Genomic DNA, 11,879 nt, shown 5'->3' on the forward strand with positions numbered 1-11,879 from the left:
GGCGAGAAGCTGACGTGTGGTCCGGCTCAGCTCGACAAGATGCTGACCGAGGCCCGCAGGGTGACGCCATGGCTGGCTGAGGGCGCGTCGGTGCCGCAGCAGCAGGTGATACGCGACTTTGCCAAGTCCCGTGCCAACGCGCTGAAGGACATCAAGGACCGGCTTCCCATGCACCGGCGGGCCGGGATGCCCCGCTTCAAGAAGAAGCGGGAGACGCGGTGCAGCCTGAACTACACCAAGCGCGGTTTCCGCCTCAAGGACGGCCGCCTGCACCTGGCGGGCCGGATCGTGCTGAGGGTGGTGTGGTCGCGGGACCTTCCGGCCGACCCGTCGAGTGTGCGGGTGTACCAGGACAGCCTCGGACACTGGTATGCGTCCTTCGTCGTCCCGGCTCAGGTTCAGCCGCTCTCTGAGACCGGCCGCGTCCTCGGGGTGGACTGGGGTGTGACGGAGACCGCCACCACCACCGACGACGCCTACGACCTCCCCCATGCCGAGCACGGCAAGCGGGCCGCGCAGCGGCTGGCGAGGTACCAGCGGATGATGGCCCGGCGCCGGCCTCCCAAGGGACAGCCCGCATCCGCCGGCTACCGGCAGGCGCAAGCCCAGGCGGCGAAGCTGCACAAGAAGGTGGCGAGGCAGCGGGAGGACACCGCCCGCAAGTGGGCCAAGCGGGTGATGCGCGGCCACGACGGGGTTGCGGTGGAGGACTTCAGGCCGAAGTTCCTGGCGAAGACCACCATGGCCCGCAAGGCGGCCGATGCCGCCATCGCCGCGACGAAGCGTGCCCTGGTCGAGATGGGCCGCAAGCACGGGCGGGACGTCCGTCTCGTGCACCCGGCGCACACCACGATGGACTGTGCCACGTGCGGAGCGAGAACCAAGCACGCACTGCCTCTGTCGATGAGAACGTATGCCTGCACCGTGTGTGGAGCCGTGTCCCCCAGGGACAAGAACTCCGCCCGCGTGATGCTGGTCCGGGCAGGTTGGAACCCGGACGGTGTCGAGGGCGTAAGACCACCTGAGCCGCCGGCTCCGGTGGCGGCCTGAGCCGTAAATCCCCGCTCAGCCCTGGAGGGCGACGCATCCCCTCCCTTCAGGGAGGGGAGCCTTCAAATAGACGTCCGCCGCCGAGATCACCCCGCTGAAGTCGAGGAAAGTGCGCCGCGGTGTCCGGGACGGTGAAGTCCGAGCGGTACCACAGGGAACCTGGAAGTCGGCCTTGGGGATCTTCTGCTGGTTGGTGGAGTAGAAGGGGTCGGCGTACACGCCGTCGGCGAGCAGCGCGGCCAGGACCGTGGAGCGCGGGCTCGCCGGATACCACCCCGTCGCCGGATAGCCCGGGGAGGAGATGGCGGCCGGCGAGTCGCCCACCTTCGCCGAGGACTGGATGGCGTACCCCGCGAGCGGTGTCTCGGCGCCGGCCGCGGAGGGGACCAGGGTGGTCCGGGCGGGCCCGTGCGCTGGTGCCGGTTGCCGGGCGCCGGTCCAGGTGCCGCCGGTGAGGGAGCCGAGCAGGCCGAGGACCAGCGCGGTGACGGCGTACCGGCGTACGAGGGCGGGGCGAGGGAACATGGGAGCTCCGGGCTCGTAAAGTTAGGAAACTTTACTAACTCGGCTCAAGCTAGGGGGCCGCGCGGGCCGTGTCAACGAGCGTCGCCGTAGTGGCCGTTGACGGGGTCAGGTTCCGGCCGTCCTGCGCTCGAACACCAGGTCCCGCGCCGTGTCCAGCGCCGTCGCCACCGCGCCGAGCAGCACCGCGTCCTCGCCGAGCCGGCTCGGCGCGATCCGCGGCCGCAGCGGGGTGAGGGCGCGCACCTGCTCCTGGACCGGCCGCAGCAGCAGGTCGACGCTGTGGCCGACCCCGCCGCCGAGCACCACTAGATCCGGGTCGAGCACGGCTGCGGCCGCCGCCACGGTGTGCGCGATCCGCTCGGCCTCCAGTTCCACCGCGCGCAGAGCGGCCGGATCGCCCTGCCGGGCCGCGTCGAAGACGGCCTTCGCCGTGAGCTGCCCGCGCATCCCGAACTCCCGGGCGGCCTCCACCACGGCCACCCCGGACACCGCGTCCTCCAGCCGTTCCGGCTTCTGCCGGCCCGGCCAGGGCAGGAAGCCGATCTCGCCGGCCAGCCCGTGCGCCCCCGTGAACAGCCGTCCCTCGCTGACGACGCCCATGCCGAGGCCGGTGCCGATCAGGATGTAGGCGAAGAGCCGGCTGCCCGTGCCGACGCCGTACGTGTACTCGCCGAGCGCCGCCAGGTTGGCGTCGTTGTGCACCTCCAGCGGTACGCCCAGCTCCTCGCGCATCCGGTCCACGAGCCCCGCGCGCCCCCAGCCCGGCAGATGCATCGCGTACCGCACCCGCCGCTGCTTCTCGTCGTAGACACCGGGCGTGCCGACCACCCCGTGCACCACCTCTGCCGGGTCCACACCCGAACCCGCGATCACCTGCCGGGCCGTGCCCACGACCAGGTCGGCCAGCGCGGCGGAGGCGCGGGTCCGGTTGCGTACGTCCGTGCGGGCGACGACCGCGCCGTCCAGGTCGACCACCGCCACCCGCAGCCAGCCCCGCCCGATGTCCACGCCGAGCGCGTACCCGGCGGCCGGGTCGGGGGCGTAGAGCACGGCGGTGCGCCCGCGCTCCGGGGCGTGGGTGCCCACCTCGTGCACGAGTCCGGCCGCCTCCAGGGAGGCCAGCGCGCTGGAGACCGTCGGCTTCGAAAGGCCCGTCTCCCGGGCCAGTTGGGCGCGCGACGCCGCGCCGAGCGCGCGCAGCCGGTCCAGCAGCAGCCGCTCGTTGGTGCTGCGCAGCCGTCGGCGGCTCCAGGGTTGTTCCTGCTGCTCTTCGGCGTCACTGACGGTCATCGGACCATTCTCATGTATTCCCGGCGCATACTTGACGGCTCTAGTAAGGCTCCTTAACTTTATCGGCCAGTCAGCCCGCCGGGTGCCGTCGAGCGCGCCCGTGGCGTCAGGAGTCCCCATGTCCGGTAGCCCGCCACCCTCGGGTGGTTTCGTCCGCCGTGTAGGCCTGTTCCAGGCCACGGCCATCAACATGAGCCAGATGTGCGGCATCGGGCCGTTCGTGACGATCCCGCTCATGGTCACCGCGTTCGGCGGCCCGCAGGCGGTCATCGGCTTCGTCGCGGGCGCCGTCCTCGCGCTGTGCGACGGACTGGTCTGGGCCGAACTGGGCGCCTCGATGCCCGGCTCCGGCGGCAGTTACGTCTATCTGCGCCAGGCCTTCCAGTACCGCACCGGCCGGCTGATGCCGTTCCTCTTCGTGTGGACGGCGATGCTCTTCATCCCGCTGATCATGTCCACGGGCGTGGTCGGCTTCGTCCAGTACCTGGGCTATCTGGCCCCGGACCTCGGGCAGACGGCCGGCGACCTGATCGGCCTCGGCATCATCGCCCTGGTCGTGCTCCTGCTCTGGCGCGGCATCGAGCACATCGCCCGCATCACCGCCGTGATGTGGGCGGTGATGATCGCCTCGGTGCTGCTGGTGATCGTGGCCGCGGCCACCGACTTCAGCCCGCACCTGGCCTTCACCTACCCCTCGGGCGCCTTCGACCTGACGAGCGACCACTTCTGGCTCGGCTTCGCCGCGGGCCTGACCATCGGCATCTACGACTACCTCGGCTACAACACCACCGCGTACATGGGCGCCGAGATCAAGGACCCGGGCCGTACCCTCCCGCGCTCGATCCTCTTCTCCATCCTCGGCATCATGGCGATCTACCTGCTCCTCCAGATCGGCACCCTCGGGATCATCGACTGGCACCGGATGGCCGACCCGCACGACATCGCCGCCACCTCGGTCGCCTCGGCGGTGCTGGAGAAGACCTGGGGCAAGGGCGCCGCCGACACGGTGACCGTGCTGATCCTGGTCACCGCGTTCGCCTCGGTCTTCACCGGGCTGCTGGGCGGTTCCCGGGTGCCCTACGACGCCGCCCGCGACCGCGTCTTCTTCCGGCCGTACGAGAAACTGCACCCCAAGCACCGCTTCCCCATGCTGGGCCTCGCGACGATGGGGGTGATCACGGCCATCGGCTTCCTGATCGGCCGGCACACCGACCTCGCGACACTGATCCAGTTGCTCACGACGGTCATGGTGATCGTGCAGGCGCTCGCCCAGATCGTCGCCCTGACCGTGCTGCGCAAACGCCAGCCGGGCCTGGGCCGGCCGTACCGGATGTGGCTCTACCCGCTGCCGAGCATCGTCGCCTTCGCCGGCTGGTGCGTGATCTACGGCTACGCCGACAAGAACTCCCCGGGCCGCCACCCCATCGAGTGGTCCCTGGCCTGGCTGGCCCTCGGCTGTGTGGCCTTCGTCGTGTGGGCGCGGCTGGAGAAGGTGTGGCCGTTCGGGGAGCGGGAGATCAGCGAGGAGTACCTGGCGGGCACGGACCCGGACGTCGCCCCCGTGGCATGACCGACGTCGCCGCCGTGTCATGACCAACTGACCAGTGATGGGCTAGAGTTACGGCAGTCTTCGCAAGCCTCCCCGGCCCGGACCCGCGTCCGCCGGGGAGGCTTTCGTTCATGACCGACACCGCCCTTCCCGATGTCACCGTCCGCCCCGCGACCGCCGAGGACCGGCCCACCGTGGAGCGGCTGTGGCTGATGTTCCGCCATGACCTCTCCGCCTTCCGGTGCGTCCTGCCCGCCCCCGACGGCACCTTTCGCGACGAGCGGGTCGAGAGCGCCTTCACCCTTCCCGACTGGGCGCCCTACCTGTTCGAGTGCGGCACGCACCCGGCCGGCTTCGCGTTCGTGCGCGGACTCGACGGTCCGGTGCGGGTGCTGAACAGCTTCTTCGTGGCGCGCGGGGTGCGGCGCGGACGTGTCGGGCTGCGGGCCGTGCGCGCTGTGGTCACCCGCCATCCCGGGCCGTGGGAGGTCGCCTTTCAGCAGGACAACCCGGCCGCCGTGGCCTTCTGGCACCGGGTCGCCTCGGACCTCGCCGGGGACGCCTGGACCCGCGAACTCCGGCCGGTGCCGCAGCGTCCCGGACTGCCCCCGGACGTGTGGCTGTCCTTCCGCGTCGAGGCGGTCGTGCCACCGCTTCCTTGACATGCAAGTAATTGCCTGCATAACGTTGAGTGTGCAATCAGAAGACGACACCGGGATGGACAAGGTCTTCAAGGCGCTGGCGGACGACACGCGCAGACGCCTGCTGGACCGGCTCCGCGAGAACAACGGCCAGACCCTGGGTGAGCTGTGCGAGCGCATCGCCATGACGCGCCAGTCGGTGACCCAGCATCTGGCGGTCCTGGAGGCCGCCAATCTGATCAGCACGGTGCGGCGGGGGCGGGAAAAGCTGCACTACCTCAACCCCGTACCGCTCCACGAGATCCAGGAGCGGTGGATCGAGAAGTTCGAGCGCCCGCGCCTGAGCGCGCTCGGCGCCCTGAAGCGACGAGCCGAGGAAGCCATGACCGACAAGCCGAGTTTCGTGTACGTCACCTACATCGCGAGCACCCCCGAGAAGGTATGGGAGGCGCTCACCGACGCCGACCTGACCGGCGCCTACTGGGGGCACCGCAACGAGTCCGACTGGCGGCCCGGGTCCCGCTGGGCGCATGTGCGCACCGACGGCTCCGGCATCGCCGACGTGGTCGGCAGGGTGGTGGAGAGCGAGCCGCCGACCCGGCTGGTCACCACGTGGGCCGCGCCCGACCAGGAGGGCCAGGAGGAGCGGCACTCCCGCGTCACCTTCGAGATCCGCCCGTACGAGGACATCGTCCGGCTCACCGTCGTCCACGAGGACCTCAACGACGAGGGCGAGCGCTCGGACGTCGCCTCCGGCTGGCCGGCCGTGCTGTCCAACCTCAAGTCCCTGCTGGAGACCGGCCGGACCCTGCCGCAGGAGCCCTGGCTGGTGCCGGGGCGCTGAGCGGACGCGATGGGGGCCGGTCCGCCCGGGCGGACCGGCCCCACGTAGTTCTTCCTTTCCGTGCGTCTCCTGTTACGGCCTGGTGGTGCTCCGCGCCGCCGTACCGGCGCAGACCAGGCCGAGTACGAGCGCCAGTGCGCCGATGATGACGTTGTTGATGATCACGCCCTGGTCCGGGCCGCTGCCCACGATCCAGGGGGCGATGATCAACCAGATGCCCATGGCGCACATGGCCCAGCTGAGGCCGTACATCCGCTCGGGGGCCCGGGTGAATCCCAGTGCCAGCAGACCTATCGCTATGCCCATGATCAGGTTGTGGGTCATGAGCGCGGGCTGGCTCGTCGTGTAGTGCACTATCCACGGAGATGCCGCGCAGTAGAGGCCGAGCAGGAAGACCGGACCGTCCACGAGCGCCACATCACGACCGCCGAGCATGCGGGCGTAGCGTTCCCGCATTTCGGAGACATCGGGGTGGGTTGATATGTCACCCCTGTGCAGGTTGGCCATAACTCGTCTCCTTTGACTTGCAGGCCAGACCGCGTCTGGTGCGGTGTATGCCGTTACACACCACGTGTTCCCAGTTTGCTCTTATTCTTTCTTTATATGTGGGTCTGTGTCGGTACGGTGACCGGGCCGCTCGAAGCGGGCCAGGCCGTCGGAGGCTGCCCGTCCGTAGCGCCGCCGCCTCACGCCCCCGCCAGCATCCGTAGATGCGCCGTGCGGGTCTCCGCGGTCTGGCCCTGTACCAGGAGGAACAGCGCCTCCCGGGCGAGGCGCTGGGCGCGGCTCGTCAGGGCCATCGAGCGGCCGCCGCCGGCCACCACCGCCGCCGTGGTGGCCGTGCGGAGCACCTCGTACGCCTCGGCGCGCACCGCCAGTCGTTCCGCGACCCGCTCCAGCGGCGCCGGGTCGTCCGCCAGGGCGTAGGCGCGGCGGCGGACGTCGGACAGCCGGGCCGTGAGCGGGGCGGCCGTCTCCGCGTCCAGCAGGGACAGGGCGGCCTCCGCGACGCCGAACACCGCCGGGCTCGCGCCCAGCGTCCTGGCCCGGTCCCCGGGCGCCCACCGCTCGTACGGCGCCCGCAGGGCCACCGCCTCCTCGGGGAGCCACAGCCCGGCCAGCTCCAGTGACACCGTGCGCGCGGCGGTGAGCGCCGCGAGACGCATCGGCTCCGAGGCCCGCAGTCCCGGCTGTTCGCGTGCCTCGGTGAACGCGAACAGCACCTCGCCGGCGTCGGTCGTCCCGGCGAGCAGCATCACGTCGTTCAGGCCCCAGCCGGTGTACCAGGGCACGGTCCCGTCGAACCGCCAGCCGTCGCCCGCCCGGCGGACCCGCACCGGGACGCGCGGATACGACCGCAGATGCGCGTACGCCACCCCGGACAGCGACTCCCCTCGCGACAGCGGGCCCAACAGCCGCTCACGAACGGGGAGTTCGCTCTGGACCAGGGTCTGCACCGGCGTGTGGTGCTGGGTCTGCACGAACCATGTCGCACAGCACGCCCCGGACAGGATCTCCGCGATCCGGCGGACCACGTTCGGTGGCGCGCCGGAGCCTCCGTACGCGACCGGAGCGCCCGCCCCGAGCAGCCCGGACCGCTTCACGGCCTCGATGTGACTCGCGGGCACGCCCTCCCGGTCGACCCGCTCCGCCTCGGGGATCAGCAGGTCCGTGGCGAGCCGGTGGGCGCGGTCGATGAGCGGATGCGGCGTGGTGGCTGTCATACGGAAGATTCTTTCGAAGATTTCTTCCGGCGCCGTGTCGAATCCGGGGGCGGCCGTTCGTGTAGGAGGTGTCTCGCATCCGAGAGACCCTGAAGTCACCGAGGAGGACACCATGAAGTACTACCTGCTCAGCGTGGTCCAGCCGACCGGCGTGACCCCGCCCGCCCCCGACGCGCTCGCCGCGATCATGCGCGACGTCGAGGCCTTCAACGACGAGCTGCGCGCCGCGGGAGCATGGGTGTTCGCCGGCGGCCTGCACGGCCCGGAGACCGCCACCGTGCTCCGTCCCAAGGACGGCGATGTCTTGATCACCGACGGGCCCTACGCCGAGGGCAAGGAGTATCTGGGCGGTCTGTGCCTGATCAGGGCCGCGGACCTGGACGAGGCGCTGGAGTGGGGCCGCAAGGCCGCCCTCGCCACGACGCTGCCCATCGAGGTACGGCCCTTCGTGGACCAGCACTAGCCTCGTCCCTGCCGGGGCGAGGCGTCTCCCGCGGTTCATGTCAGCCTCTCGTCCTTGACCGCCAGCTGCTGGTCGCCCCGCCGGTAGCCCACGCTGCGGATGCCGAGCGCGTCCTTCAGCTGCCGGGCGGGCACGACCTGGGGAGTGGGGGCGGGCGCCCGCCCCGGCTTGGGCAGCGGGTAGGCGGTGGTCGTGGCGGAGTGGAAGGTGATGTTGCCCTCCGTCTTGGTGAACAGCTGGTGCACGTGTCCGTTGAGGCAGGTCACCGAGGAGAAGCGGCGCAGCAGTGCGATCACCTTCAGCGCGTCGTCCGTGCTCCAGCCCCACTTCGGGTACATGGCGAACAGCGGGATGTGGCTGAAGACGACGACGGGGGTGTCCGACGGCAGGCCCGCGAGGTCCTTGCGGACGAAATCGATCTGCTCGGTGCCGAGGTGACCGAGCTTCTCCAGGCTCAGGGTGTTGACCAGGGCGAGGAAGTGCACGCCGTGGGTGTCGAAGCTGTACCAGCCGTCGCCGAGCGTGCCCTTGCCGAAGATCCGCCGGTAGGCGCGGCCCGCGTCACCGATGGAGTCGTGCTCGCCCGGCACGGTGAAGACACGGTCCGTCCGCAGCCCGGTCATCATCTGCCTGACCTGGTCGAACTGTCCTGTCGTGGACAGGTGGGTCAGGTCGCCGCTGTGCATGACGAAGTCTGGCCTGAACCCGAGCCCGTTGACCTGATGGATCGCTTCGGTGAACGAGCGGACCACGTCCGTGTTGGCCGGGCCCTGGAAGCCGATGTGACTGTCGGAGACCTGCACGAACCGCAGTGGACCGCCCGGTGCCGCGGCGGCCCCGGCGAGGGCGTCCCGGGAGCCGGCGACATGGCTGACCACCTCTCCGCCGGCCACGGTGAGCACGACGGCCCCGCCGAACCATCCCGCGTGCCGCATGAGTTGACGGCGCGTCATGCCGTGTTCGGAGGTGGGTTCGTCGTCGTCCGTGATCGGGGCCGGGCTCTGGTGGTCGTCGTACGAGGTCATGAGGTCACCTCCACGGTGCCGGTCATGAACGGATGGATGGTGCAGACGTAGGCGTAGCTGCCGGGCTTGGTGAACGTGTAGGTGTAGGTGCCGTGCGTGGCGAGGGTGGGCGAGTGCAGCGGGCCGCCCGAGCCGGAGCTGGTGACGGTGTGGGCGTCGGTGTCCTGATTGGTCCAGGTCACCGTCGTGCCCGCCTTGATCTTCAGCGTGGCCGGGGCGAACGCGAAGTTCTTGATCGCCACGGCGTTCGCCGACACCGGTGTGGCGGCCGCGCTCCTGCCCGGGGAGGTCATGGGCATGGGGGTGCCGGGCTTCGCCGAGGCGCCGGCCCTCCCGCTCGGCTGGTGCTGACGCGGGCCGGGTGTGAGGGCGCCGGGGTCCGCGGAACGGGGCGACGGGCCGCACGCGCTCAGGAGACCCAGTACACCGGCGCCGGCGACGGCCAGCCCGGCCGCGGAGCGCGAACGGCGGCCCAGAGGGCGGTAGTTGACGTACATGATGTTCATTCCCCACTGATCAGGTGATGCCGGGTGGGACGGCTCATGCCTGGTTTCACGGGAAGGGATGTCGGATGGTTCGGTGGATACGCATCTTTTGCCGGACTTCCCGGAAGTCAGCGGTTATGGCACGACAAACAGGCGTGTATGCGTGATGATCTGCTTATGCCATGGAGTGCCCGAAAACGTGGTGAAACGGCCGATCCCCAACGCTCCGGGCGCCGTGTCTCGGGTAGCGGGACCCTTTCGACCACGGACGAGGAACTGCTCCGGGCTCTGTACGCCGAGCACGCAGGCCCTCTGTTCCACTACGTACTGCGACTGACGTCAGGAGACCGGCAGTGGGCCGAGGATGTCGTGCAGGAGACGTTGTTGCGGGCATGGCAGCACCCCGCCGCGTTCGAACCCGCACGCGGTCCGGCGCGCGCCTGGCTGTGCACGGTCGCCCGGCGCCTGGTCATCGACACGCACCGGGCTCGGCAGGCGCGGCCGGCGGAGGTGGGCGGCGAGGCCCTGGAGCGGGTCGCGGAGCGGACGCCGGGCGAGGACCGGATCGAGCAGGCGCTGCAGAGCTGGGCCGTGGCCGAGGCCATCCGGGCGCTGTCCCCGGACCACCGCGCCGTGCTGCTGGAGACGTACTACCGGGGCCGGACCGTGGCGGAGGCCGCGGAGGTGCTGGGCATCCCGCCGGGCACCGTCAAGTCGCGGACGTACTACGCCCTGCACGCCCTCCGGCTGGCATTGCGGGAGCGAGGCTTCGAGCCATGACCACGGCATGGAGGAGGTGCCTGCCATGAACGCGGACCACGACGCCCTCCGGTTGGCGCTGGGAGGATATGTCCTGGGCACGCTGTCCCCGGCGGAGACGGAACGGGTGCGTGCGCACCTCGCGGAATGCGACGAGTGCAGGGCGGAACACGCCGAGTTGGCCGGACTGCCGGCGCTGCTCGCGACGGTCACCGCGGCGGAAGCCGAGGGCCGGCCCGTGCCGCTCGGCGACGAGGACCCGGCCGATCGGCTGGTGCGGCGGGCGGCGGAGAGCGCCGGGGGCCCGCCCGAGGCGGCGCCCGGCACGGCCGCGTCGCCCCGGGATTCGGGGACGGGACTGCTCGACCGGATGCTGCAGCAGGCCGCCGCCAGGCACCGCAGGACCTGGCGGCTGCAACTGGCCGGTGCGGCCGCCTCGCTGGCACTGGTCGCCGGGGCGGCGGCCGGCGGCACATGGCTGGCCATCGGTGGATCCGTGGTCGGTCAGGGGACACCGCCCGGACCGACCGCGCCGGCTCCGACGCGCACCTTCTCCGGAAGCGATCCGGCGACCGGCGTCACCGCTTCGGTGCGGGTCTCCCCCTCGGCCTGGGGCAGTGTGCTGGAGGTCTCCGCCCATGGGGCGCCCGCGGGAATCACCTGCCGGCTGCAGGCGGTCGGGCCCGGTGGCACCAGGGCGGACGCCGCCACCTGGCGCGCCGGCACCTACCCGCCCGGGACCACCGTGCCCGGGGCGGTCCCCCTGTCCCCGGCGGCCATCGAGCACTTCGAGATCATCGCCGGCAACGGCCAGAAGCTGGTCACGATCCGGGCGTGAGAAGGGTGGGCCGCACGGGCCACCGCCGAGTAGCCGACTCACGCCCAAGAAGCGGAACAAAAAGGGCGAATCGCTCGAACCATCTGCGCTCGTCGCCCGTAGAACTGAATGAGTGCTCACACCCAGGTTCCGACGCAGAAGAGCCAGATGACCATGTACGTGACCGATTCCGCCCGTGCCGGCTCACTTCCCGCCCGGTCCTGCCGCCACCAGGCGATGCTCACCCTGCCCGCGCAGGAGGCGCACGTCTCCGCGGCTCGTCATCTCACGGCGGACCTGCTGGAGTGCTGGCGCGTGCCGGAGAGCGAGCGGGACTCCGCCGTCCTCATCGTCGACGAACTCGCCGCCAACGCCGCCCAGTACGGCCGCGAATGCATGACGCTGCTGCTCGTCCTCGACGACGGCACCCTGCAGATCGTGGTCAGCGACTCGGGAACCGCGGTCGAGCACGGTCACCGCGACGTCGCACCGGACGAGCACGGCCGAGGCACCGGCATCGTCGACTCCCTCGCCCAGTCGACCGAGATCCATCAGACGCGCGGCGGCCGAGAAGTCCGCGCCTGTCTGCGGTGCTCGGCATGATCGGGCCCCTACGCTTCTGGCGACCGGTCACGGCAGGACCGGTCGCCGTCCACCGGGCCGCACCCCACCTCACGGCCGGCGTCGTCCGGGTCGCGGCGTGATCG

Annotated in this window: 14 protein-coding genes; 8 read left to right on the top strand and 6 right to left on the bottom strand. The window is 70.9% G+C overall.

Going from position 1 to position 11,879, the window contains the following annotated elements; translation table 11 throughout:
- The coding region (locus ACIBJF_RS33545; RefSeq protein ID WP_399179421.1) for an RNA-guided endonuclease InsQ/TnpB family protein at positions 1-1,050 on the top strand (1,050 nt) is incomplete at its 5' end.
- Between the two features lie 15 nt (positions 1,051-1,065).
- On the opposite strand, the gene ACIBJF_RS33550 is transcribed toward ACIBJF_RS33545, so the two are convergent.
- Together ACIBJF_RS33550 and ACIBJF_RS33555 are read right to left on the bottom strand one after the other, a co-directional pair.
- The gene (locus ACIBJF_RS33550; protein ID WP_399179423.1) at positions 1,066-1,575 is read right to left on the bottom strand and encodes a glycosyl hydrolase 2 galactose-binding domain-containing protein; all 510 of its coding nucleotides are present in this window, start codon (positions 1,573-1,575) and stop codon (positions 1,066-1,068) included.
- 105 nt (positions 1,576-1,680) lie between these two features.
- Positions 1,681-2,865: an ROK family protein gene (locus ACIBJF_RS33555; RefSeq protein WP_399179425.1), complete on the bottom strand. Its 1,185-nt coding sequence runs from the start codon at positions 2,863-2,865 to the stop codon at positions 1,681-1,683.
- 118 nt (positions 2,866-2,983) lie between these two features.
- Here ACIBJF_RS33555 and ACIBJF_RS33560 point away from each other — a divergent pair, with 118 nt between their 5' ends.
- The 3 genes from ACIBJF_RS33560 (at position 2,984) to ACIBJF_RS33570 (ending at position 5,899) form a co-directional block, all read left to right on the top strand.
- On the top strand, positions 2,984-4,435 hold the full coding sequence (locus ACIBJF_RS33560; protein WP_399179427.1) for an APC family permease: 1,452 nt from the start codon (positions 2,984-2,986) through the stop codon (positions 4,433-4,435).
- 110 nt (positions 4,436-4,545) lie between these two features.
- Positions 4,546-5,076, top strand: coding sequence for a GNAT family N-acetyltransferase (locus tag ACIBJF_RS33565; RefSeq protein ID WP_399179429.1), 531 nt, complete (start codon positions 4,546-4,548; stop codon positions 5,074-5,076).
- Positions 5,077-5,131: 55 nt separating this feature from the next.
- Positions 5,132-5,899 carry an ArsR/SmtB family transcription factor gene (locus ACIBJF_RS33570; protein WP_399179529.1) on the top strand — a complete coding sequence of 256 codons (768 nt, stop codon included), beginning with the start codon at positions 5,132-5,134 and terminating at the stop codon, positions 5,897-5,899.
- Positions 5,900-5,971: 72 nt separating this feature from the next.
- On the opposite strand, the gene ACIBJF_RS33575 is transcribed toward ACIBJF_RS33570, so the two are convergent.
- Together ACIBJF_RS33575 and ACIBJF_RS33580 are read right to left on the bottom strand one after the other, a co-directional pair.
- Positions 5,972-6,406, bottom strand: coding sequence for an SPW repeat protein (locus tag ACIBJF_RS33575; protein ID WP_351808966.1), 435 nt, complete (start codon positions 6,404-6,406; stop codon positions 5,972-5,974).
- Positions 6,407-6,585: 179 nt separating this feature from the next.
- Positions 6,586-7,623: an acyl-CoA dehydrogenase family protein gene (locus tag ACIBJF_RS33580; RefSeq protein WP_399179431.1), complete on the bottom strand. Its 1,038-nt coding sequence runs from the start codon at positions 7,621-7,623 to the stop codon at positions 6,586-6,588.
- 112 nt (positions 7,624-7,735) lie between these two features.
- Between ACIBJF_RS33580 and ACIBJF_RS33585 the strand changes: the two genes are divergently transcribed.
- Complete coding sequence (locus tag ACIBJF_RS33585) at positions 7,736-8,086, top strand: YciI family protein (RefSeq protein WP_399179433.1); 351 nt, start codon at positions 7,736-7,738, stop codon at positions 8,084-8,086.
- 35 nt (positions 8,087-8,121) lie between these two features.
- Here the strand turns inward: ACIBJF_RS33585 and ACIBJF_RS33590 are convergent, their stop codons facing one another.
- Both ACIBJF_RS33590 and ACIBJF_RS33595 read right to left on the bottom strand, forming a co-directional pair.
- Entirely contained in the window at positions 8,122-9,111 is a 990-nt protein-coding gene (locus ACIBJF_RS33590; protein ID WP_399179434.1) for a metallophosphoesterase family protein, read from the bottom strand.
- Entirely contained in the window at positions 9,108-9,617 is a 510-nt protein-coding gene (locus ACIBJF_RS33595) for a cupredoxin family copper-binding protein (RefSeq protein ID WP_399179436.1), read from the bottom strand. The genes ACIBJF_RS33590 and ACIBJF_RS33595 overlap by 4 nt, the downstream gene beginning before the upstream one ends.
- Positions 9,618-9,773: 156 nt before the next feature.
- Between ACIBJF_RS33595 and ACIBJF_RS33600 the strand changes: the two genes are divergently transcribed.
- The 3 genes from ACIBJF_RS33600 to ACIBJF_RS33610 all read left to right on the top strand — a co-directional run bounded on the left by ACIBJF_RS33600 (position 9,774) and on the right by ACIBJF_RS33610 (position 11,775).
- Positions 9,774-10,376 (top strand): sigma-70 family RNA polymerase sigma factor, encoded by a 603-nt coding sequence (locus ACIBJF_RS33600; RefSeq protein WP_399179438.1) that lies wholly within the window; start codon positions 9,774-9,776, stop codon positions 10,374-10,376.
- 25 nt (positions 10,377-10,401) lie between these two features.
- The gene (locus tag ACIBJF_RS33605) at positions 10,402-11,193 is read left to right on the top strand and encodes a zf-HC2 domain-containing protein (protein WP_399179440.1); all 792 of its coding nucleotides are present in this window, start codon (positions 10,402-10,404) and stop codon (positions 11,191-11,193) included.
- Positions 11,194-11,340: 147 nt separating this feature from the next.
- Positions 11,341-11,775 (top strand): ATP-binding protein, encoded by a 435-nt coding sequence (locus ACIBJF_RS33610; protein WP_399179442.1) that lies wholly within the window; start codon positions 11,341-11,343, stop codon positions 11,773-11,775.
- Positions 11,776-11,879: the final 104 nt, after the last annotated feature.

This window comes from Streptomyces sp. NPDC050743 (genome assembly GCF_044456925.1).
In the GTDB taxonomy this organism is placed as follows: domain Bacteria; phylum Actinomycetota; class Actinomycetes; order Streptomycetales; family Streptomycetaceae; genus Streptomyces.